Annotated in this window: 16 protein-coding genes; 7 read left to right on the forward strand and 9 right to left on the reverse strand. The window is 64.4% G+C overall.

Going from position 1 to position 20855, the window contains the following annotated elements; genetic code table 11:
* The first annotated feature begins 5 nt into the window (after positions 1-5).
* The gene (locus tag IIB36_08485) at positions 6-1724 is read left to right on the forward strand and encodes a hypothetical protein (GenBank protein MCH7531778.1); all 1719 of its coding nucleotides are present in this window, start codon (positions 6-8) and stop codon (positions 1722-1724) included.
* Here the strand turns inward: IIB36_08485 and IIB36_08490 are convergent.
* Genes IIB36_08490 through IIB36_08500 form a run of 3 tightly spaced genes read right to left on the reverse strand, consistent with a single transcriptional unit; the run spans position 1703 to position 4973 of the window.
* A complete protein-coding gene (locus IIB36_08490; protein ID MCH7531779.1) occupies positions 1703-3385 on the reverse strand; it encodes a hypothetical protein in 1683 nt (560 codons plus the stop codon). The two genes, IIB36_08485 and IIB36_08490, sit on opposite strands and share 22 nt — an antisense overlap.
* Before the next feature lie 33 nt (positions 3386-3418).
* Positions 3419-4084 (reverse strand): peroxiredoxin, encoded by a 666-nt coding sequence (locus tag IIB36_08495; GenBank protein MCH7531780.1) that lies wholly within the window; start codon positions 4082-4084, stop codon positions 3419-3421.
* A 28-nt stretch (positions 4085-4112) separates the two neighbouring features.
* A complete protein-coding gene (locus IIB36_08500) occupies positions 4113-4973 on the reverse strand; it encodes an alpha/beta hydrolase (GenBank protein ID MCH7531781.1) in 861 nt (286 codons plus the stop codon).
* Positions 4974-5196: 223 nt separating this feature from the next.
* Here IIB36_08500 and IIB36_08505 point away from each other — a divergent pair, with 223 nt between their 5' ends.
* The 5 genes from IIB36_08505 to IIB36_08525 all read left to right on the forward strand — a co-directional run bounded on the left by IIB36_08505 (position 5197) and on the right by IIB36_08525 (position 12521).
* Positions 5197-5952 carry a hypothetical protein gene (locus tag IIB36_08505; GenBank protein MCH7531782.1) on the forward strand — a complete coding sequence of 252 codons (756 nt, stop codon included), beginning with the start codon at positions 5197-5199 and terminating at the stop codon, positions 5950-5952.
* Positions 5953-6077: 125 nt separating this feature from the next.
* Positions 6078-7421 carry an insulinase family protein gene (locus tag IIB36_08510; GenBank protein MCH7531783.1) on the forward strand — a complete coding sequence of 448 codons (1344 nt, stop codon included), beginning with the start codon at positions 6078-6080 and terminating at the stop codon, positions 7419-7421.
* A gap of 3 nt (positions 7422-7424) precedes the next feature.
* On the forward strand, positions 7425-9002 hold the full coding sequence (locus IIB36_08515; protein MCH7531784.1) for an insulinase family protein: 1578 nt from the start codon (positions 7425-7427) through the stop codon (positions 9000-9002).
* Positions 9003-9275: 273 nt separating this feature from the next.
* Entirely contained in the window at positions 9276-9482 is a 207-nt protein-coding gene (locus IIB36_08520) for a cold-shock protein (GenBank protein MCH7531785.1), read from the forward strand.
* A gap of 201 nt (positions 9483-9683) precedes the next feature.
* Positions 9684-12521, forward strand: a complete 2838-nt coding sequence (locus tag IIB36_08525; protein ID MCH7531786.1) for an insulinase family protein — start codon at positions 9684-9686, stop codon at positions 12519-12521.
* A 73-nt stretch (positions 12522-12594) separates the two neighbouring features.
* Here IIB36_08525 and IIB36_08530 read toward each other — a convergent pair whose 3' ends face one another.
* A complete protein-coding gene (locus tag IIB36_08530; protein MCH7531787.1) occupies positions 12595-13794 on the reverse strand; it encodes a hypothetical protein in 1200 nt (399 codons plus the stop codon).
* Positions 13795-13819: 25 nt separating this feature from the next.
* Positions 13820-15022, reverse strand: coding sequence for a hypothetical protein (locus IIB36_08535; GenBank protein MCH7531788.1), 1203 nt, complete (start codon positions 15020-15022; stop codon positions 13820-13822).
* A 219-nt stretch (positions 15023-15241) separates the two neighbouring features.
* On the opposite strand from IIB36_08535, the gene IIB36_08540 reads away from it, so the two are divergent.
* The gene (locus IIB36_08540) at positions 15242-16549 is read left to right on the forward strand and encodes an MFS transporter (protein MCH7531789.1); all 1308 of its coding nucleotides are present in this window, start codon (positions 15242-15244) and stop codon (positions 16547-16549) included.
* A gap of 138 nt (positions 16550-16687) precedes the next feature.
* On the opposite strand, the gene IIB36_08545 is transcribed toward IIB36_08540, so the two are convergent.
* From IIB36_08545 to IIB36_08560, 4 genes are read right to left on the reverse strand one after another with little or no spacing between them, the layout of a single operon-like run.
* The gene (locus IIB36_08545) at positions 16688-17374 is read right to left on the reverse strand and encodes a 4'-phosphopantetheinyl transferase superfamily protein (protein MCH7531790.1); all 687 of its coding nucleotides are present in this window, start codon (positions 17372-17374) and stop codon (positions 16688-16690) included.
* A gap of 2 nt (positions 17375-17376) precedes the next feature.
* Positions 17377-18363: an NAD-dependent epimerase/dehydratase family protein gene (locus IIB36_08550; protein MCH7531791.1), complete on the reverse strand. Its 987-nt coding sequence runs from the start codon at positions 18361-18363 to the stop codon at positions 17377-17379.
* A complete protein-coding gene (locus tag IIB36_08555) occupies positions 18360-19982 on the reverse strand; it encodes an AMP-binding protein (protein MCH7531792.1) in 1623 nt (540 codons plus the stop codon). The genes IIB36_08550 and IIB36_08555 overlap by 4 nt, the downstream gene beginning before the upstream one ends.
* A gap of 11 nt (positions 19983-19993) precedes the next feature.
* Complete coding sequence (locus IIB36_08560; GenBank protein ID MCH7531793.1) at positions 19994-20818, reverse strand: alpha/beta fold hydrolase; 825 nt, start codon at positions 20816-20818, stop codon at positions 19994-19996.
* Positions 20819-20855 lie beyond the last annotated feature (37 nt).

A 20855-nucleotide genomic window follows, 5' to 3' on the forward strand; every position in this document is an offset into this window, starting at 1 on the left:
TGGCGATGAGACATCGAACCGTTCGTGGTGCGCTCCTGTTTGTTCCGCTCCTGGTCGTCGCACCCCCAGCCCTCCAGGTGCAGATCGATGAGCAGCTGGTACGCTCCTACCTGTGGCCGCAGTCCCCCGCCGAGTTCGCGCCAGCCGAGGCAGCTCTCCGTGCCGCTCCTTGGACGACGGGAGCGAGTCGCGACGACATGCAGGCGCTCGAGCAGATCATGCGAGCTGGGCCGCCGGTCGCGTTCGACATCATGCAGATCGTTGGAGACCGACTGAACCAGTTCGTCGTCTCGACACCCGGCGGCCGGAGCGTGCCCGTCTGGGTTCGTCTTCCCAGTGCTTATTCGCGCGATCGGCAGTGGCCGCTGATGTTCGCCATGCACGGTGGGCCGCCGGGGAGTGTGGAGGGCGCTATTGGTAGTGCTGTTCGCATGATCGACGTGTGGGCCGCGGCGGCGGAGACCGCCGGATGGATCGTGGCGTCGCCTGCGATGGTCGACGTCGTATCGCGAGACGGTCGCACGCAAGAGCGACTCCCGTACGAGATCTTCCAGCCCGAAGAAGCGCTTGCGGTCATCCATGCAGTGCGCGCCCGCTTCAACGTCGACCCGGATCGCATCGTCTCCACCGGGATCTCCCTGGGCTCGAACTTCTCGATCGCCTATGCGGCCGCGCACCCAGATTGGTTCTCCGCGATCGTACCGGTATCCACGGAGGGAGAGTCTCGCGAGCACCTGTTGCGCAATCTCGCGCCGGTGCCCGTCTACGTCCTGGAGGGGTCGCAGGACCAGAACATCAGGGGCGTGGCTGGTCCCCGCGCGTTGAACGACATACTCACCGCTCTGGGGAACGATCTGGTCTATCGCGAGTTCAGCGACCGGGCTCACGAGGGCTTCGCGGAGCACTATCCCGACGTGCTGCGGTGGTTGGACAGCCGACCTCGGGTGACGGACCCGCTGGAGGTGCTGCGTGTGCCGCATGCCGGCATCACAGGCACGAGCCGTCGCGTGTACTGGGTCGAGTCACGGGACCGACAGGGCGTCGTGCGCGCGCGAGTTGTCAGCCGGACCGAGATTCGGATCACGGCCCGTTGGACCGGAGCCGTCCGACTTCACCTCAACGACCGTCTGGTCGATCTGGACCGGGCGATCACCGTCCGCGTGAACGGGCAGACGGTATTCGAGGGAATGCTCGAGCGCTCGATCCTGACGGCGCTCGAAGGGGCACGGGAGCTGGCGGACGAACGGCGGGTGTACCCAGTCGTGCTGGAGGTGGAAGTGCCGCGCACGCCAGCTTCGATCGGGGCAGCGGCAGCGCTCTGGGAGGAACTCGAGCCCAAGCACGCCGAGGGCACGCTCTCCTTCTGGGAGATGTACGCGGTGCGTGCGCTCGAGGAACGCTTCGAGAGCGTGGGCTTCAGCGGAACGGGGGTGCCCATGCCAACGGAGCCCACCGCCCCCGAACAGGTCGCGATCCGAGTCACCGCGGTGGACGAACGGAGTGACGCTGCCGTGGCCGGTCTGCGCTCCGGGGACATTCTGCTCGGCTTCGGGGGCGAGCCCTTCTTCCGCGACCGAGGCGGCGTGGCGGGCCTCCATCACTGGCTCGTGCGTGAGCTGAGAACGCATTCCCAGGAGTACGAGCTGCTGGTATGGCGCGAGGGCCGTTCCGTGACGCTGCGCGGCGGGTTCTCGCTGGGTCCCTACCGGCCACCCACGCGCTGAGGCGGACTCACATCTCCCGGTAGCTCCAGAGTCTGCCGCACTGTCCCCGCCTTTTGTGACTCCACCACGATCGTCGCACGAGCAGGTTGGGCGTCGTCACGGACGCGCACGGTCCACGCGACGGCACGCGCCTCGGGGGCGCCTCCGCCAGTTCCCGGTAGCACACCCAACGAGACGACCTCATCGCCCGAGACCAACTCGGCGTTGACCAGCTCCAGCCTCACGAGCACGGGTTTGGCGATGTCCAGCACTTGTGCGGCGTGATCCGTCGCCGTGGCCATCCACCCGATGTTGGCCACACTCGCCTCGATGCGATGCCCGTTTCCCGACGGCGCGACCGTGGCGTCCTGAATGGCGACCTGAGGTGTCTTGTCCGCGAACGTGAGCACCCAGCGCACGTTTCGGTCGATCTCGGCAGCCATCATTCGCTCCGGTGGACTTGCGGTCGACCATCGATCCCACCCGCCGATCTCAACTGGGCCCAGGTCGGGGTGCTCGAACGGGTACCAGTCGATGAAGCCTGCGCCGCCCAGCACGTCGTCGTTCCACGCGAAGAGCGCGTCTTGTCCCTCGCCCATCGCGTGTGCCCACATCTCCGTGGTGATCGCGAGCACACCGAACTCCTTGGACGCCCAGTCGTTGAAGACGCCGTGCCCGGGGCTCATCAAGTCGACGATCGCCTTCTTCTCGTAAGCGAAGTTCGCGTAGCCGGTGATGGCAATGCCGTCTTCGGCGATCGCGCGGTGCGCCTCGATGTCCTTACTCGGAAAATTCCAGTCCTGATCAGCGAGCGTCGGGAAGCGCAGGATCAAACCGCCGCTGGTATGAAAGGTGTGGATGGCCGCGATCGTCGGGCGATCGGTGATGTAGGTCACCAGGGCGTGCGTCTCGGGCTCAGACAACGGGAACGGACCCGACGCGAATTGGGCGCCGCTCCAGTTGGCGGGGAAATTCCGGTTCAGATCGACGCCGCCCACGCGGTCTTCATTGAAGCGCCCGTCGCGATCGTTGTCGACACCCTCTGCCATGACCCGATAGCGGGGACCTCCGGCATCGTCGCTGCGGACTCGGACCATTCGACGAGGGTCCGTTGCATGCACCGTCCAGTCACCCTCGGGGTCGGGTACCCGCATCTGAAGCATACGGCCGTCGCCGTCCAGGTCCTCCGGTGGATCCTCGTCGAAGAGACCGTCCCCGTCCTCATCGACCGGACGCACGTTCCAGCGGTGGTTCTCTGGAGTGCCGATGGAGATCGCGCGTCCGTCCGGGTTCACGATAGGCACGACGTAGAAGGCGCGCGTGTCCACGAGCTCGGTGATCTCCGGGTCCGTGCCGTGACCGCCCACGATTCGGTCGAGGAAGGCCAGGGCACCCTCGCCGCCCAACACCTCGCCACCGTGGATGTTGCCGTCTACGTAGAAACCCGGCTTCTCGGACGCCGACCCCGTAGCGGGGTTGTTCACGTCCAGCGCCCAGATCGCTCGTCCCTCGCGGCTGCGGCCGATCACCTCGAGCGTCACGAGTTGCGGGTACTGCGCGGCCAACGTCTCGAGATAGCTGCCGATCTCGTCCAGTGTGTGGTAATGATCGAACTCGATCAGCCCGGTGCCCTGGGCGGTGCAAGCCGAGGGAACGAGGAGCGTGGCGACTAGGGGCAGCAAGTCCTTCAGAGCACGCAACACCGATGCCCGGACCTAGTCGTCGCTAGGCTGGGGGACGAGCCGGATGTACGGTAGCGGCTGTTCCCATCCATCGGGGAACCGCTTCTTCGCCTCCTCGTCGGAAACCGAGGGAGCAATGATCACGTCGTCGCCCTGCACCCAGTTCGCGGGCGTCGCGAGCTGCTTCTCGGCGGTCAGTTGGCACGAGTCCAGAAGCCGTAGAATCTCGGCGAAGTTGCGGCCGGTACTCATCGGGTAGGTGAGCGTCGCCTTGATCTTCTTGTCGGGTCCGATGACGAACACGGAGCGCGCGGTGGCGTTGTCCGCCGGCGTGCGGCCCTCCGACGTATCGCCGGCATCCGCCGGCAGCATGTCGTATGCCTGCACGATCTCGAGCTTCGGGTCTCCGATCAGCGGGTAGGTCACCGCGTGACCCTGCGACGACTCGATGTCTTTCGACCACGCCTGGTGGTCGCTCACACCATCGACGCTGATTCCGATCGTCTTGCAGTTGCGGGCAGCGAAGTCGTCCTGCAGTGCCGCGACGGCGCCGAGTTCCGTGGTGCATACGGGGGTGAAGTCCTTGGGGTGCGAGAAGAGAATCGCCCAGCCGTCGCCGATCCAGTCGTGGAAGTTGATCGTTCCTTGTGTGGTCTCGGCGGTGAAGTCCGGCGCGGTATCGTTGATACGAAGTGTCATGGGATGCTCCTTGTTTGCTCTGGTACGTTCAGTGTTGGGTCACGTAGCGTGAGAATCTCTCCAGATCGGCGGCGTTTTGTTCGCCGTATATGAAGTCCCGATAGCGTTCATCCCCGTCGAGGTAGAGCTTCAGCCAGGCGATGCCGTACCGACCGATCGTCGCGAGGTCGAGGCCACGATTCGTGTCCGCGAGGTAGTGATCGCCCCCGTCGACCTCCATGTAGACCTTCGTCGTCGATTCAGGAATGGATTGAAAGTGCCGCCACGCGTGATCGGCCACTTCCGCAATGCCGTCCGCCGAGCCGGCGATGATGAGCGTGGGGACCGTGATGTTGCCGAATTCGGCGTCCGGCACCCAAGGCGTGAAGGGAATCGCCGCCTGGATCTGGTCGCCGTGTTCGTTTGCGGCGAGTAGGACGCCGCCTCCGCCCATGGAATGGCCCATGATCGCCATCTTGCCGACGTCGATCCTGCCCCTGAGGGGGCTGCCGCTTCGGCTGTTCTCAGCCCTGAGGGTGGTCACTGCCGCGATTAGCGCGTCCGCCCTCGCCTCCGGTCGGTCCCTCCTGTCGTTGGTATCGAGTATCAGCACAGCGAATCCATGGGATGCGAGGCGAGAACCCCACCAACTGATATTGCTCTGGCGTTCCGTGAATCCGGGCGCGATCGCTACTCCGCCGACCCGCATGGGTGCATCCGGCGGATAGTAGATGGTGGCATCACCGAATTCGGGCACGTCCGGGAAGTCGGTGTAGGTCATGACCTCGTATGTGCCGTTCCCCGACAGTGAGGCGAGGGTTACCTCGGGCGGTGAGGCGACGCTCGCGCAGGAGGCGAGGAGGAAGGTGAGCGCCGGCAGCGACGCACGCGGGAAAGGCCGTCGGGTCATGTGATGATCGAGGTCCTGTGAGGTCGGTGTGTGCACGCTGAACGGACAGACTCTGGGTCAACATCCTACGGGGCGGGTCGGCCAGCGCAAGCGGGAGCCTCGCACGCTGCGCGCGCGAGATACAGATTGCCGTTGGCACGCTCGCCGGGCCGATGGCGAGCACCCTTCGAATTGAGAGGATCCGATGACCCCTGAGTCAGACAACAGAGCGAGGAGGCCTGCCATGCCTGGGCGCGGTCTTGGGCGATTCGTCGGCGGACTGTCGGTGGTAGCGCTGTCCGCCTGTTCGGAAGGCGACGCCGTCGAGTCGCTCCGAGCGACCGAGTCGACTCAGGCCCAAGCTTCATCAATCGTGACCGCCGCCGACATCCCGAGCGACATCTTCGAGGACTCCTGGGCGCGCCTCCACCTGCCGCGGAGAGAGGCGCTCGAGGCCGACGGGCGGCGCGCGTACGATGTCATCGTGAACCCCGACAGCAGGTACGCCACAGGTCTTCGCGGGCCGGTCGCGATGTGGGTCTACAGCCCGCTGATGGCAGAGCATATTTTCCCCGCCAGCAGCTACCTGCGCTACGGGACCGAAAAGGACCAGCGCCTCACCGAGCTGGTCATTCTGACCACGGCGCGGGAGGTCCGGAGCCAGTACGAGTGGACGTCTCACGAGCTGGCCGGGGTACGTGCCGGCCTGGAGCCGGAGATCATCGACCTGGTCAAGCGACGCGGCGACCTGGACGTGGCGGGTGACGTACCGGGCCTGGGTGATCGAGAGCGGGCGATCATCGCCTTCGTCCGCGAAGTGGTCTCCGAGGAGAAAGTGAGCTCCCTGACCTTCAGCCGCACGCTCCAGCTGTTCGGGGAGCGGGGCGTGATGGATCTGGCGGGGCTGGTCGGCTACTACAGTTTCGTCAACATGACGCTCAAGACGTTCGACGTGCAGCTGGCACCGGGGGACGAGCGCCTCCTCCCAGACCTCTGGTGACGGAAGTGACGCGCCGGCTCCGGTCGTCTTGTGCGCCTCCGGTTCACCGTACCGTGCTGGTCCGAGCAGCGCGGCCGGCTCCGCCGCTGCACCGGCCGGTTCTGACGAAGAAGTGGAGGACGACGATGAAGGCGTTTTTCGCCGTGGCTGTGCTGGCGTGTGGGCTAATGAGCTACCACCCGGCACCCGCCGCCGCCCAGGCGGGTCAGGACATCTTCCCCTTCGAGACCCGCCGCTTCGAGCTGGATAACGGCTTGGCGGCCTATCTGGTCCGTGCGGGATCCCCGGGCATGTTGGCGTACGCTTCGGTGGTGCGTACGGGAGCCCGGGACGAGGTGGAAGAAGGCGTGACCGGCTTCGCTCACTTCTTCGAGCACATGATGTTTCGCGGGACCGAGAAGTATCCCAACTACGACGGCGTCACGGAGTCGTTCGGGGCCAACCGCAACGCAAACACGTCACAGGACCGAACCTTTTACTACATCGTGGCGGGGTCGGAATACCTGGAACTGATTGTCGATCTGGAGTCCGACCGCTTCCAGAACCTCTCCTATGACGAGGCGGGCTTTCGCACCGAGTCAGGAGCGGTGCTCGGCGAATATCAGAACAGCGCAAACTCGGCCTTCAGCGTTCTCGATCGTGGCGTTCGCGAGACGGTCTTCACCACGCACACGTACCGGCATCAAACCATCGGTTTCGAGGCCGATGTCCGGTCGATGCCCGACCGGTACGAGTATTCGCTCGACTTCTATCGGCGTTTTTATCGGCCAGAGAACGTCGTTCTGCTCGTGGTCGGAGACTTCGACTTCGACGAGGCCGAGGCTCTCATTCGTGACCACTACAGCGGCTGGACGGCCGGATACGTAGCGCCTTCGGTTCCGGCTGAACCCCGTCAAACGGCACCCCGCGAAGCCGCGGTGACCTATAGGGGCAGGACACTGCCCATGATCACCATCAACTACATGGCTCCAGCGTGGGATCCCGACGACCGCATTACGGTAGCGCTCGAGCTGCTCGGCGGGATCGCCTTCGGCCCCAACTCGGACATCTATCAGAAGCTCGTCGTCGAGCAGCGCCGCCTTCAGACATTGCAGGGTGGCTTCCTCCTTTCGCGCGACCCGGACTTCATTCAGATCCTGGCGATGGTGTCGGATCCAGACGAAGTGGACGCGATCAAGACCGAACTGTTGGCCGAAGTCGAACGGTTTCGAGACGAGCTCGTGGACGAGGCAAAGCTCGCGGATAGCAAAAGCGCGGCCCGCTACGGCTTTCTCATGGGCCTCGAGACACACTTGGGCGTCGCCAACTCGGTGTCGCGTGCCATCGTGAACACCGGGGGCCTGGAGGCGATCAACGACTACTATCGCACGTTGGCGGAGGTGACCCCGGAGGACCTTCGTGAAGCCGCTCGCAGGATTCTCGAGGAGCAAGTCCGTACCATCGTCACCCTCACGCAAACGGAGCGCTGAGCCATGAGCACGACACGAAGAACTCGGTGGGTCACTGGACCAGCGCTCGCCTCAGCCCTGGCGATATCAAGCCTCACGGCGTGCGGCGGCCCTGAAGCGCGGGAAGCCACGGCTCCCCAAGGAGCGATCGCCCTGCGGGAAGCGGAGTCGCCTTTCGTGGCCTTCAACATCTGGCTGAAGGTAGGGTCGCAGAACGATCCCGAGGGCAAAGAGGGACTCGCCGCGCTGACGGCGCAGCTGCTTAGCGATGGCTCCACGAGCAGCGACAGCTACCAGGAGATCGTGGCGAAGCTGTTCCCCATGGCGGCCGGCTATGTCGCCTCGGTGGACAAGGAAATGACCAACTTTCGAGGCACGGTCCACACGGACAATCTCGAGGGCTACTACGAGCTGTTCCGCAACGCGCTTCTAGAGCCGGCCTTCGACGAGTCCGACTTCGAGCGCGTAAAGCTCCAGATGCTGAACTTCCTCGAGAGAGGGAGGCGGTTCAACCGCGACGAGGAGCTGAGCAAGGAACTGCTCTACTGGATGGCCTACAGGGGCACGCCGTACGAGCATCCGGAAGAGGGGTACGTCGAGAGCGTTCAATCGATCACCCTCGACGACGTGCGCGGCTTCTACGACGAGTTCTACGTCCGGAACAACCTCGTAGTGGGTGTGGGTGGCGGATACCCCGAGGGCTTTGTCGAACAGGTGCGTGCCGACTTCGACGCCCGGCCTGAAGGCGCGGTGCGGCAGGTGCCTCACCCGAACCCTCGGAAGCCCGACCGTGTCGAAGTTCTCATCGTGGAGAAGGAGACCGATGCGGCTGCCATCTCAATGGGCTTCCCGACGGACCTGGTGCGCGGCGGCGACGACTTCTACGCGATGAAGTTGGTCAACTCTTGGATGGGCGAGCACCGGAGCTCGTTCTCCAATCTATATCAGGTCATCCGCGAAAAGCGGGGGATGAACTACGGCGACTACACCTACATCGAACCCTTCCCGCTCGGCTACACAACGCAGGACAGACCGGTGAACGCCGTACGGCGCAGCAACCTCTTCGAGATCTGGATCCGGCCAATCTCTCTTACCGCACCCGGCAACCTGCACCAGCGGACCCTCTTCGCAACGAGGGCGGCCCTCAGAGAGCTGAACAATCTCGTGCAGCGTGGGCTAAGCGAAGAGGAGATCGAGCGTACGCGCCGTTTCCTCCACGACTTCAGCTTGAACTACGGCTCTACCGTGAGCCGTCGCTTGAGCTTTGCGGTGGACGACGAGTTCTACGGTTTGGCCGAGCACGGGTATTTGCCCTCCATCCGTCCGGAGCTGGCCGCGCTGGACAGGGCGGCGGTGAATTCGGCCATCCGCCGGCATTTGGATTCCGACGGCATGTACCTCGTGTTCATCACTGCTGATGCCGATGCGTTGAAGCGTCTTCTGCTCTCCGGAGCGCCTACGTCCATCGATTATTCGGGTGAACCGTCTCTCGCGATCATGGCAGAAGACCAAGAAATCGCACGCTTTCCGATCGATGTGACGGAAGCGGACATCACGATTCTCGACATCTCTGAAGTCTTCGAACGTGCCTCGGGGGGCTGACTGGGCGCAGCGGAATCGCAGAAGCGATTGCACGGCGATTCAGTCTTCTTCTGCCAGCCTGTTGACAGCGCCCTCGCAAGGAGCGAGGGTGTTGTCGTCAACCCGAACGGGTTGCAACGATTCTGAGGAGAGGCAGCTGTTTCGTTCTTGGAGACCGCTGCTCTTTTCTTGTGACCACGACGGTCACACACCGCGCGGAGGGTACCGCGCATATCGAGCAGTCGGCAGTACGTATCATCGTGGCTCCGACTTGCACATCCAAGGAGCGCATTGATGCGTACCAAGGGAACAGTGAAGTGGTTCAACGACCAAAAAGGCTTTGGATTCATCACGCCGGAGGACGGTAGCAAGGACTGTTTCGTCCACCACAGCGCGATTCAGGCAGAGGGCTTCAAGAGCCTCGCTGAGGGAGCCCAGGTCGAGTTCGACGTCGTTGAGGGAGCCAAGGGCCCCGCAGCGGAGAACGTCGTCGCTCTTTAGACGGCATTCGAAAGCGTAGTACGCGGGCCGCTCCGATTCGTCGGGGCGGCCCGCTTTTTTTGCGTGGCGCCGCGGGTGGTACGGTATTCGGTCCTGGATCATGCAAACCGGCGGCCCTATTTTCATCCACTGTGATTGTGGGGCCGGCGCACCTCCGATATCCCGTCGACTGCGCCGTCCCCTGGGGAGCCGGAGGTACCGATGAACCCCCTCAAGACCCTTTCCTTCGTCTCTCTGCTCGTCTTGCTCGGTGCGCCCTTGGCGTCGCAGGAGAGCTCGGACCTCAAGATCGATTACGAGAGCTATACGCTCGATAACGGCCTGGGCGTCGTGCTTCACGTGGATCGCTCGGACCCGATCGCCGCCGTGGCGATCCAATACCACGTGGGTTCGAACCGCGAGGTGCCCGGAAGAACTGGCTTCGCCCACCTGTTCGAGCACATGATGTTTCAGTCTTCCCAGCACGTCGCGGAAGACCAGTTCTTCAAGAAGATCGAAGCGGCGGGTGGGATGCTGAACGGAGGCACCAGCAACGACAACACGACGTACTTCGAGGTCGTGCCGAACAGCGCGCTGGAAATGGTCCTCTGGCTCGAGTCCGACCGCATGGGATATCTGCTGCCCACCGTGACGGACGAAGCGTTCCTGAACCAGCAGGACGTGGTCCAGAACGAGAAACGCCAGCGCGTGGACAATGTCCCCTACGGGTACACGACATACGTGACCGGCAAGCTGCTGTACCCAGAGGACCACCCATACAATTGGGACGTCATCGGGTCGTTCGAGGACCTGGCGAACGCGACGATCGAGGACATCCAAGGCTTCTTCCGCACCTGGTACGGTCCCAACAACGCCACGCTGGTCGTGGCGGGTGATATCGATGTGGGGGAGACGAAGGCGTGGATCCAAAAGTATTTCGGTGAGCTGCGGCCGTCGCCTGCTATGGCCGACCCGGAGCCGCGTGCGGTAACCCTCACCGAGACCAAGCGCGCCTTTCACGAAGACAACTTCGCGCGCTCGGCGGAGCTGAATATGTCGTTTCCGACGGTCGAGCAGTACCACGCGGACGCGTATCCGCTTCAGCTACTAGGGCTACTCATCTCGGATGGCAAGAGCGCTCCGCTGTACAAGACGATTGTCGAAGAGGAGCAGCTCGCTCCTTCGGCCGGTGCGTTCCAGCGCAGCCTGGAGGTCGCGGGCACGTTCCGGTTCCGTGTCCGGGCCTTCCCGGGCAAGAACCTGACCGACGTGGAACGAGCGGTTCACACGGCGCTCGAGCGCTTCGAGTCGGAGCGCTTCACGGACGACGACCTGAACCGGATCAAGGCGGGGTATGAGACGGGGTTCTACAACCGAATCTCGAGCGTGCTGAACAAAGCCTTCCAGCTCGCAGCGTACAACGAGACCGCTGGTAGCCCCGGCTTCATCAGCGAAGACCTCGGACGCTATCTGGCGGTCACGGGCAACGACGTCTGGCGGGTCTACAACCAGTACGTCAAGGACAAGAACTACGTCATCACGAGCTTCGTGCCGAAGGGGCAGGTCGACCTCGTCGCAGAAGGCTCGGAGCGCTTCCCCATCGTTGAAGAGGCGATTGAGACGGCCGGCATCGCCGGTAGGGAGCGTGCCGCAGCGGGAAGCGCGGTAGCTGCCATCCCCTCGTCCTTCGATCGCTCGATTCAGCCCCCCATGGGCTCCATGCCGGAGATCACGCTTCCGGAGATCTGGACCTACACGTACTCGAATGGGCTCAGGGTCTTCGGCATCGAACACAACGAGCTCCCGCTCGTCCAGTTCGGGCTCACGATTAAAGGCGGCATGCTCCTGGATGACGCCGACCGAGTGGGCGTCGCCAACCTCATGACCGATATCATGATGCAGGGGACCCGGGACAAGACGCCGGTCGAGCTCGAGGAGGCGATCGATGCTCTGGGTGCCAGCATCAACATGTTCACGGGCCGTGAGTCCATCACGATTCAGGCGAACACGCTGCGCTCGAAGCTAGACGACGTCTTTGCGATCTTCGAGGAGATCCTGCTGGAGCCTCGCTGGGACGCGACCGAGTTCGAGCGGCTCCAGCGCCAGACGATCGAGACCATCAACCGACGCGGTGCGAGCGCGGCGGCGGTAGCGAGTTCTGTCTTTACCCGGCTCGTGTACGGCGATGATCACATCCTGGGGAACAACACATTAGGCACCGTGGAGGATGTCGAGTCGTTCACCGTCGATGACCTCAGGCGGTACTACGAGGCGAACTATGCCGCGAACGTTTCGCACCTCACCATCGTGGGCGACATCGCGAGGGATGAGGCGATCGAGCTGTTCCGACCCCTAGGGGAGAGGTGGAAGTCGAAGGATGTGATGTTCCCCACCTACGTGGATCCCACGCCGGCTGCTGAGCCCGCGGTGTATTTCGTCGATATCCCGCAGGCGAGGCAGTCCGAGATCCGTATCGGGCACCTGGGCCTGGCCTATGAAGATGCGGACTACTATGCGACGAGTGTCATGAACCACGCGCTCGGGGGGAGCTTCAACGGACGCGTGAACCTGATCCTGCGCGAGGAAAAGGGCTACACCTACGGCGCGAGGTCGGGCTTCTCCGGGTCGAGCTACCCCGGCAGCTTCACGGCGTCAGCCGGAGTGCGGTCGAACGTGACGCTCGAGTCGGTCCAGATCTTCAAGGACGAGCTCGAGAAGTTCAGACAGGGCATCACCGCTGAGGAGCTCGCGTTCACCAAGGGCGCGTTGATCCAAGGAAACGCTCGCCGCTTCGAGACTCTCGGGGCGCTCAGGTCGATGCTCACCACGATCGGGACCTACGGACTGCCTTTCGACTACATCAAGGACCGGGAGCAGGTGGTCCAGGACATGACGCTCGAGCGCCACCGGGAGCTCGCGAACATGTACATCAATCCGCAGCAGCTGATCTACCTGATTGTGGGTGACGCCGAGACCCAGTTCGAGCGCCTCGAGGAGCTCGGGCTCGGCGTCCCGGTCATGCTCGATAGAGACGGGAAGCGAGTGCCGGTCGTGTTCTGATCGCGAGAGCGATCGGCTGGTGGACGGCTGAGAGCCCCGCAGCGTTGCTTGGCGTTGCGGGGCCTGGTCGGCTTCAATTTCTTCTGGGCCAGGTCGCTCCCTGGTGCCGCGGAGCGTCCCCGATCCCCATATAGACGAACTTGTGAAGCCGCCGACCCTCGTAGGTCTCGGTAGCATAGATATTGCCTTGCGAGTCCGTATCGATGCTATGCACCGCCTGGAACATCCCGGCATAGCGGCCGCCGGTACCGATGGTGGAGACCTCTTCCATCGTCTGCCGATCGATGATGCGGATCCGGGCGTTCTTCCCGTCGGCGATATAGAGGAAGCTCTGCTCCGGGTCGGGCGAGAAGGCGATGTCCCAGGTCGATCCATCACCAAGCGTCTCAGGCGCGTAGTACGCCTCCCGAACGAAGGTGCCGTCGGTCTGGAAGACCTGGACGCGGTTGTTGGGGCGGTCGCATACGTAGACCAGCCCATCGTTCGAGGGCTCCGCGCAGTGGACCGGGGTACGGAACTGCTGCTCCTGGTACTGATCGGCGGACCAGCCGGTGCCGGCCTGTCTCAGTCCCTCGTACTCGTAGTCGTCGTCCGGCCGATTACCGTAGGCGCCCCAGTATCTCTTGATCTCCCCGGAGTCCATGTCGACGACCGCCACTCGCTTGTTCGCGTACCCGTCCGCGAAGTACGCCTCGTTGGCCTCGAAGTCGAACTCGATATCCGCCACTCGTCCATAATGCTCCATACTCGTGCTGTTAGGGTCGTTCCCCGGCTCGCCGTACGTCTCGAGGTACTCACCCTGCTGGGTGAACTTGAGCACGTGGGAGTCGCCGCCTCCGTTCCCGCCGATCCAAATGTTCCCCATCTGGTCGATGCCGAGTCCGTGATTCGAGGCCGGCCAGACGTACTCTCCGGTCTCTGAGGGGCCACCCCATGCTCGGACCAGGTTCCCTTCGGGGTCGAATTCGAGGACCGGGGGCGCGGAGGAGCAGCACTCGGCGAGAGGGGGATCCTGGTCCGCACCGGCCTCGGCGCCGGCGACGCCTCGATGCACGATGTAGACATGATCCTGGGCGTCGATGCTCACACCGATGACGGTCCCGTAGATCCAGGCGTTCGGGAGGGGCTTCGGCCAGAAGGGGTCCACCTCGAAGATCGGCGCTCGCACCGTCTGCGAAAGGGCCACGCCTTCGAGCGCTGCCTGCCCGACGCCCAGAAGCGCGATGGCCACAACGAGACCGCCGCCGATGATCAGATTCCGCTGCCGGTTCATCTCTTCTCTCCTGTTACGAACGTCCTCATCGGGACGCTGCTGGATAGAGCGCCCCTTGGTGCTCGGCCGTGACCAGACCCATCCCGAGGTTCACAAATCTCTGGACACGCCGCCCCTGCCCGTTCTCAGCCGTGTAGACATTGCCCTGCGCATCCACAGCCACCGCACCCAACTCGCGGAAGTGGCCCGGGTAACGTCCCCCGACGCCGAAGGAGGTCTGGAACTCCAGCGATGCTCGGTCGAGGATCATGACCCGCTCGTTCATGCCATCGGCGACGTACAGGAATCGCTGGTCCCGGTCCGGCGAGAAGGCGATGTCCGACACCGAGCCATTGCCCAGAGTGGCGCGCGCAAGGATCGCCTCGGTTACGAACGTCCCGTCCGTTTCGAATACCTGGATCCTATTGTTCCCCCGGTCGCACACGTAAACGAACCCGTCGTTGGAGAGCTCCGCGCACGTGACCGTGCGGAACTGCTGGGCGGCGGGAGCCGCGGGGTCGTACGGTCCGAGATCCGTGTCGTCGGGCGTGTTGCCATAGGCGCCCCATGACCGCTTCACCTCACCCGTGCTCATATCGAGCACGGCTACTCGCCGGTTGGCGTAGCCATCGGCGACGAACACCTCGTTCGCGTCTTCGTCGAAGGAGAAACCAGCCGCACCTCCGAAGCTGCCGGTGCTCTGGCCGACCTCACCGATCGTCATCAGGTGCTGGCCATCGCGTGAGAATTTGAGGATGTGGCTGTCCACAGTTGGCGCGGGCGGTGGGGCGCCGCCGCGGCCACCTCCACGACCTCCACGACCTCCACGGCCACCGCCTCCCCTCGCCACGCCACCGCCGATCCAGACATTCCCTTCGGGGTCGACAGCGATCGCATGGGGCCGCTCGGGCCACGGATACCCCTGATCTGGCTCGCCCCACTCACGGACCAACGAGCCGTCCGGGGCGTATTCCAACACTGCCTTCGTGGGCGTGCAGCAGTCGCCAGTACCGGTCACCGAGTTGATCTCGTTGCCCCGGCTGAAGCCGTCCTGGCGGGTCACGATGAGCACGTTGCCGTCGGGGGCCACGGTTACACCCGACACCGGTCCCAGGATGTTCGGATAGTCCAACGGCATGGGCCAAAAAGCGTCCACCTCGAAGGTCGGGACCTGGCCGTCGTCGTCAGTGCAACCGACGCTCAGGCCGACCAGCAGCGCCGCGACCGCCCCCTCGACGATCAGTCTCATCGGTCTCTCCTTGTGCTCATGTGACTTCCCCATGGTCCTTGGGCCGGGAACAGTAGGCGACACTCCGGCATCCGTCCAGGATGACCCGGGCCGGTGGTTCGCGTCACTGCCCGCGCGGCCCGATGAAACGGTAGGACAGCCCTTTCCTCCCGATCAACGGGGGGCTCTCTTGCGGTGTCCCCGAGAAGAGGAAGCCTGCCCCACCAGGTGGAGGAGTACGTGCTGAAGACCCTGATCGGCAGATTCGTTGACTTCAAGAACGACGACGAGCTGAAAGGGATGTTATGGGCCGCCGCCTACGGCTTCTTCATCATGTTCTCGTACTACATCCTCAGGGCTGTACGTGACGAGATCGGGGCAGAGGAGCGAGGGAATCTGCAGATCCTGTGGACCGTTGTGTTCTTCGTGATGGTCTTCGCGGCGGTCCCTGCATACTCGTGGGTCGCGTCGCGGTACTCGCGGGGCGTCTTCGTTCCGCTCGCGAATCGCTTCTTCATCGCCTGTCTGATCGCATTCTGGGCTAGTCTCGTCTTCCTGCCCGAGGATGCTCGCCCGTGGATCGACCGCGTCTTCTACGTATGGACGAGCGTCTTCGCGCTTTTCGTCGTGACGATCTTCTGGGGACTCCTGGCGGACTGTTTCGACCACGATCAGGGCAAGAGGCTCTTCGCGTTCATCACGGTCGGAGCCTCTGTCGGAGGCCTCGTCGGCTCGGCTGTCACGATCCGGTTGGCGGAGCAGATCCCTGTCTTCTACCTGCTCCTGATCTCGTGCGTGCCGCTCGAGGTGGCCTCCTGGTTTGCCGGAGCACTGCACCGGAACTTCGGAACCGGCGCGGTCGCGGCCGCGGGCGAGTCGGAACGTCCTCTCGCCGGAGATGCGATATCGGGGATGCGTGCGGTGTTCGCTTCCCCCTACCTCGCTGGGATCGCAGGGTTTATCGCCTTGATGACGTTCGCGTCGACGATCCTCTACTTCGCCCAGTCAGACCTCGTGTACGGGGCGATGACCGATCGGGGCGAGCGCACCGCTTTTTTGGCAAAGATCGATCTTACCGTGAGCTCGCTCACGATTTTCTTCCAGGTCTATCTGACTGCCCGGATCATCCGCTGGCTGAACGTGGGAGTGGCACTGGCACTGATCCCGGTGGCGGTAGCGGTGGGATTCGTCGCGCTGGGCCTCTACCCGACGCTGGCGACGCTGGTCGTCGTGCAGGTGATCTACCGCGCTGGCCGGTATGGCATCACCAAACCGGCCCGCGAGGTGCTCTTCACCGTCGTGTCGCGTGAGGAAAAGTACAAATCCAAGGCCTTCATCGATGCCGCGGTGTATCGCGGTGGTGATCTCGTCAGCGGCTGGGTCTATGCAGGCCTCGCCTGGGTGGGGCTTTCACTCGGCGTGATCGCTCTGATCGCGGCTCCCGTCGCAGCCGTCTGGGCGATTGCCGCACTAGGGCTCGGCGCGCGCGGCGACGTGATGGCGGCCAAGAGTGAGAGCGCGCAGCAGGAAACGGCCTCGGTCGGGTGAGCCCGAGGCTCGCGAGCCGACTCTTCTTACCGAATCCCACGCGGAAGACAATGTCGGCGCGGCGATGGGTCGCCTCCCAGATGCGAACTTGCGACGCGAGATGGAGCGCTTCATAGACCCGCTGATGGCGTCTGGACGCTAACGCCGTGCCACCAAGGCGGCGACGTAGCCGTCGGGCACCGGCACTTCGAAGACCCGCCAGTCGGTGGGATCCTCACCGTCGATCTCGGTGTGGAGCAGCGCGGGCGGGACGCCGGGGAGGAACGTGACCTCGAATGCGTGCAGCTCCGTGGTCAGGCCAGTGCCTTTGGCTTTCAGGTAAGCCTCCTTCCGGGTCCAGCAGCGGTAGAAGTTGGGTAACCGCTGCTCGGAGGGCGCTTGCTCGAGGAGGAGGCGAGCTTCCCCCGGGGCGAAGTAACGCCGTGCGATGGCCTCGACGGCCAGACCCTCCTTCTTCCACTCCACGTCCACGCCCACCGTTCGACCCCGCGACACCGCGTAAAGGAAGACGTCGCCGGAGTGGGAGACGTTGAACTCGATGCCGCTCTCGGCGTGCGCGCCGGTGAGCAATGGCTTGCCATGCTCTCCTTCGCCGAAGCGAATGGCCTCCGGCGCGCACGCCAGTGCGTCACCCAGGATCGTGCGCAGGAAGCCCCGGGACACGATGAAGGAGTCGCGGGCGTGCTCGACCTTGAAGCCGGACGCGCGCGCGCTCTCATCCTCACTGAGCAGGTCGCACAGCGCCGAGTGCTCTGACTCCGTCCCGGGGCCCTCGACGAGCCAGAGATCGATGCCGTCGGGGGCAGGCAGTCTTCTTGGCTTCATGGCTAACTACGTAGCGATGCCGCGAGCCGCTCCATGCCCTCGTCCAGGCTGATGGCCGGCTCGTAGCCCAGGTCGCGGCGCGCCGCCGAGATGTCGAACCAGTGCGCGGTGGAGAGCTGGCGCGCCACGAAGCGGGTCAGGGGGGGCTCGTTTTCGATGCCCAGGAGCCCGTAGACGCTCTCCATCAGCGCGCCCAAGAAATACGCGACGCCCGCCGGAATCCGCCGCTTCACGGGTGGCAGGCCTCCCGCTGCGAGGATTCGGTTCACTAGGTCCGCCAGCGGCAAGGGTTCGCCCTGCGAGATGAAGTACGCCTTACCTGCGATAACAGAGCCCGGCGCGAGTCGATCGGCTGCGAGTACGTGCGCATCGGCCGCGTTGTCGACGTAGACCGAGTCGACCTCGTTGGGTCGGTCGCCCAGGAGGCACAGCGTACCGGAGCGGCCTCGGTCGAGGATGCGCGGCACCAAGTGCGGGTCGCCGGGGCCCCAGATGAGGTGCGGACGAAGCGCCACGGTCGCGAGATCGGCACCGTTGCTCTCGAGCACCCGGCGCTCAGCGATCGACTTCGTGCGGGGATAGTCGCTCAGGTAGCGCTCCGCGTACGGTGCGCTCTCGTCCACGCCGATCTGGTCGGTACCGGCGAAGGTCACACTGGGCGTGCTGGTATACACGAGACGCTGGATCGCTTCCGCGGAGCACGCCTTCAGCACGTTGTCGGTGCCGACTACGTTGGCGCGGTGGTACGACTCCGTGGAGCCCCACACCCCGGCCTTAGCCGCTACGTGGAAGACGATGTCGCAACCGCGGGCTGCCCGCAGGACCGCGGCTTCGTCGGCGAGGTCTCCGCGCACGCTCTCCACGCCGAGCTGCTCGAGGGCAGGGTAGGCGCCCCGCGAGAAGCTGCGCACCTCGTCGCCACGCGCACGCAGATTGCGCACGATGGCCAGACCCAGAAAGCCGCCCCCTCCGGTGACGAGGGCCTTCACGAGAGTTGGCTTGTAGCCCAGACGGCCAGCTTCTCGCGGAAGATCTTCGCGTTGTGGCGGATGTCCACGGGGAAGTCCGCATGGAAGAGGAACGTGTCGATGCTCCGCGTTCGCTCGTTGCCGGCGGCCGTGGCGCGAAGCTCTGCTTCCGTCTTGGCGCGGTCCACCGGGTGGTCCTTGAGCAGCTCCACGCAGAGTACCGGAAGCGTGCGTCCATCCCGCTGCACGCCGACCAGCGCAGTCCGATACACGTCCGGGTGGGCATTGAAGACGCCCTCGCACTGTAGCGAGTAAAGAGTCTCGCCTTCGAGCTGGACCCGGTGGGCCTTTCGGCCACAGAACCAGAGTCGTCCCTGCTCGTCCACGTAGCCCACGTCCCCCATGCGGTGCCAAAAGCCGCCTTCGGGATCGGCGATCTTCGCCAGCGCGGTGGCGTGATCCCGCCCGTAGTATGCGCGACTCACTTGGCTTCCCTTCACGGTGAACTCCCCCACCTCTCCGGTGGGCAGCTCCAGATCGTCGGACCAGGTCGGGATCGGCTCGTCGTCGATTCCGATGACCCGCACGTGCACACGCTCCACCGGAAGGCCCACGCAGACACCTCGGCCCAGCTTCGTCTGGGCGGCGGTCTCCGCGAGGATGGCCCGGCTCCCTATGGAGCTGACCGGCAGCGCCTCGGTCGCGCCGTAGGGCGTATGAATTTCGGTGCCCTCGGGGAGCATGCGGCTGAAGCATTCCAGCACCGTGGGCTGTGCCGGGGCCCCTGCCGAGATCACTCGGCGGAGAGTCGGCAGCTTTACGTCGTGCGCGGCGCCGTAGCTTCCCACGCGGTGCAGAAGCGCCGGTGAGGCGAACGTGTTGGTGACGCCGTACCTCTGGATGGCGGTGAGGATCTTCTCCGGATCCACGTTCGCCGGACGTGTGGGGTCCATCTCCGGGATGACTGCGCTCATGCCCAGCGCAGGATCGAAGAGGGCGAACAGCGGAAAGGTGGGTAGGTCGACCTCCCCCGGTTCGATCCCATACGTCTTCCTCAGCAGCTCCACCTGGGCCAGGAAATTCCCGTGCGTGTAGACGGCACCCTTGGGCACGCCTGTGGAGCCGCTCGTGAACAAGATCGCGGCGACGTCGTCCTCCGACGTCTCGACCGGCTCCATGAGATCGAGGGTGCTGGCGCGGAGCTTCGCGAGCGTCGTTCCGCCCCAAGAGAGCCTGCGCCCGGCGGTGACCCGCAGCCGGATCGTGTCCTTGCCCCAGCCCAGGACTATTCGTGCCGCGTGGGCTTTGGGGATGCCGATGAAGGCCTCCGGCTCCGCTTCTGAGAGGCACGCCTTCAAGCTCCTGAGACCCATACCGGGGTCCACCATCACGGGAACGATGCCCGCCTTGAAGAGGCCGAATGTGAGCGCGAAGAAGTCCCAACTCGGCGGCACCATCAGGACGGTGCGCATGCCGCGTCCGATGCCGTACGCCGTCAGCGCTGTCGCGAGACGGCTGCTGTCCTCGTCCAGCTCGCGAAAAGTGCGCTCAGAGAACCCGCCTCGCCCGTCGGGCCACGCGATCGCCATTCTATCGGGCTGGCGCGCGGCCATGTCCGGCAGCGCGGCGGCGATGTTCATCGACCTCTGCTTCACGAAGGCTCCGCTTCGGCCACGAACGCCTCCACGAGCGAGCGCACCTCGTCGCGGGCGTCCTCCAGTATGTAGTGGCCGGCTCCCTCATACCTGTGCGTCCGGGCGTGGGGCATTCGCCGCTCCCACTCCTTCAGGTAGTCCGGGTCGAATACGAAGTCACGCAGGCCCCAAAGCAGCAGGGTCGGAGTGTCCTGGAAGTGCCTGAGGCTCGCCTGGACCTCGCTCACGACGTCGTAGCCCGGGTCGGTGGGTCGGAGAGGGATGTCCTGGATGAAGCGGTGCACGGCCAGGCGGTGATCCCATGAATCGTACGGCGCCAGGTAGGCGCTGCGCTCACCTTTTGTGAGCCGTCGCTGTGTGGCGCAGTACCGGAGGGCGCCGCGGCTGAACAGGTTCAGCCTGCGCACGAGGAAGCCGCCGAGCGCCGACCGGGCGAGGCGCAGAGAGAGCGGCACTCGCTTGCCGGCAGGTAGATGGAAGGCTGCGCTGTTCAGGATCACCAGGCGCTCGATTCGTTCGGGGTGACGCGCAGCCCAGGCCATGCCGATCATGCCCCCCCAGTCGTGCACGACCAGCGTGACCTTCCCGTCCAGCTTCGCGTGGTCGACGAGGCGCTCTAGGTCCTGCACCCGGCGTTCGAGACGGTACGGGTACGAGTCGTCATCCGGCTTGTCCGAGAGTCCGCACCCGACGTGGTCGGGCACGATGACCCTGTGTCTGTCCCGAAGCGCGAGCACCAGGTGGCGGTAGTAGTACGACCAGGTGGGGTTGCCGTGCACCATGAGCACGGGGGTACCTGCGCCTTCGTCCAAGTAGTGCATGCGGACGCCGTCGAGATCCAGGAAGCGGCCTTCGAAA

The organism is Gemmatimonadota bacterium, assembly GCA_022560615.1.
In the GTDB taxonomy this organism is placed as follows: Bacteria; Gemmatimonadota; Gemmatimonadetes; order Longimicrobiales; family Gaopeijiaceae; genus UBA1138.

What these genes read in the sequence shown, in the direction of transcription:
- IIB36_08560 (MCH7531793.1), bottom strand. Translation starts at nt 20,818, where the DNA reads ATGCACTACTTGGACGAAGGCGCAGGTACCCCCGTGCTCATGGTGCAC.
- IIB36_08515 (MCH7531784.1), top strand. Translation starts at nt 7,425, where the DNA reads ATGAGCACGACACGAAGAACTCGGTGGGTCACTGGACCAGCGCTCGCC.
- IIB36_08555 (MCH7531792.1), bottom strand. Translation starts at nt 19,982, where the DNA reads ATGAACATCGCCGCCGCGCTGCCGGACATGGCCGCGCGCCAGCCCGAT.
- IIB36_08505 (MCH7531782.1), top strand. Translation starts at nt 5,197, where the DNA reads ATGCCTGGGCGCGGTCTTGGGCGATTCGTCGGCGGACTGTCGGTGGTA.
- IIB36_08510 (MCH7531783.1), top strand. Translation starts at nt 6,078, where the DNA reads ATGAAGGCGTTTTTCGCCGTGGCTGTGCTGGCGTGTGGGCTAATGAGC.
- IIB36_08520 (MCH7531785.1), top strand. Translation starts at nt 9,276, where the DNA reads ATGCGTACCAAGGGAACAGTGAAGTGGTTCAACGACCAAAAAGGCTTT.
- IIB36_08485 (MCH7531778.1), top strand. Translation starts at nt 6, where the DNA reads ATGAGACATCGAACCGTTCGTGGTGCGCTCCTGTTTGTTCCGCTCCTG.
- IIB36_08500 (MCH7531781.1), bottom strand. Translation starts at nt 4,973, where the DNA reads ATGACCCGACGGCCTTTCCCGCGTGCGTCGCTGCCGGCGCTCACCTTC.
- IIB36_08525 (MCH7531786.1), top strand. Translation starts at nt 9,684, where the DNA reads ATGAACCCCCTCAAGACCCTTTCCTTCGTCTCTCTGCTCGTCTTGCTC.
- IIB36_08545 (MCH7531790.1), bottom strand. Translation starts at nt 17,374, where the DNA reads ATGAAGCCAAGAAGACTGCCTGCCCCCGACGGCATCGATCTCTGGCTC.
- IIB36_08495 (MCH7531780.1), bottom strand. Translation starts at nt 4,084, where the DNA reads ATGACACTTCGTATCAACGATACCGCGCCGGACTTCACCGCCGAGACC.
- IIB36_08530 (MCH7531787.1), bottom strand. Translation starts at nt 13,794, where the DNA reads ATGAACCGGCAGCGGAATCTGATCATCGGCGGCGGTCTCGTTGTGGCC.
- IIB36_08535 (MCH7531788.1), bottom strand. Translation starts at nt 15,022, where the DNA reads ATGAGACTGATCGTCGAGGGGGCGGTCGCGGCGCTGCTGGTCGGCCTG.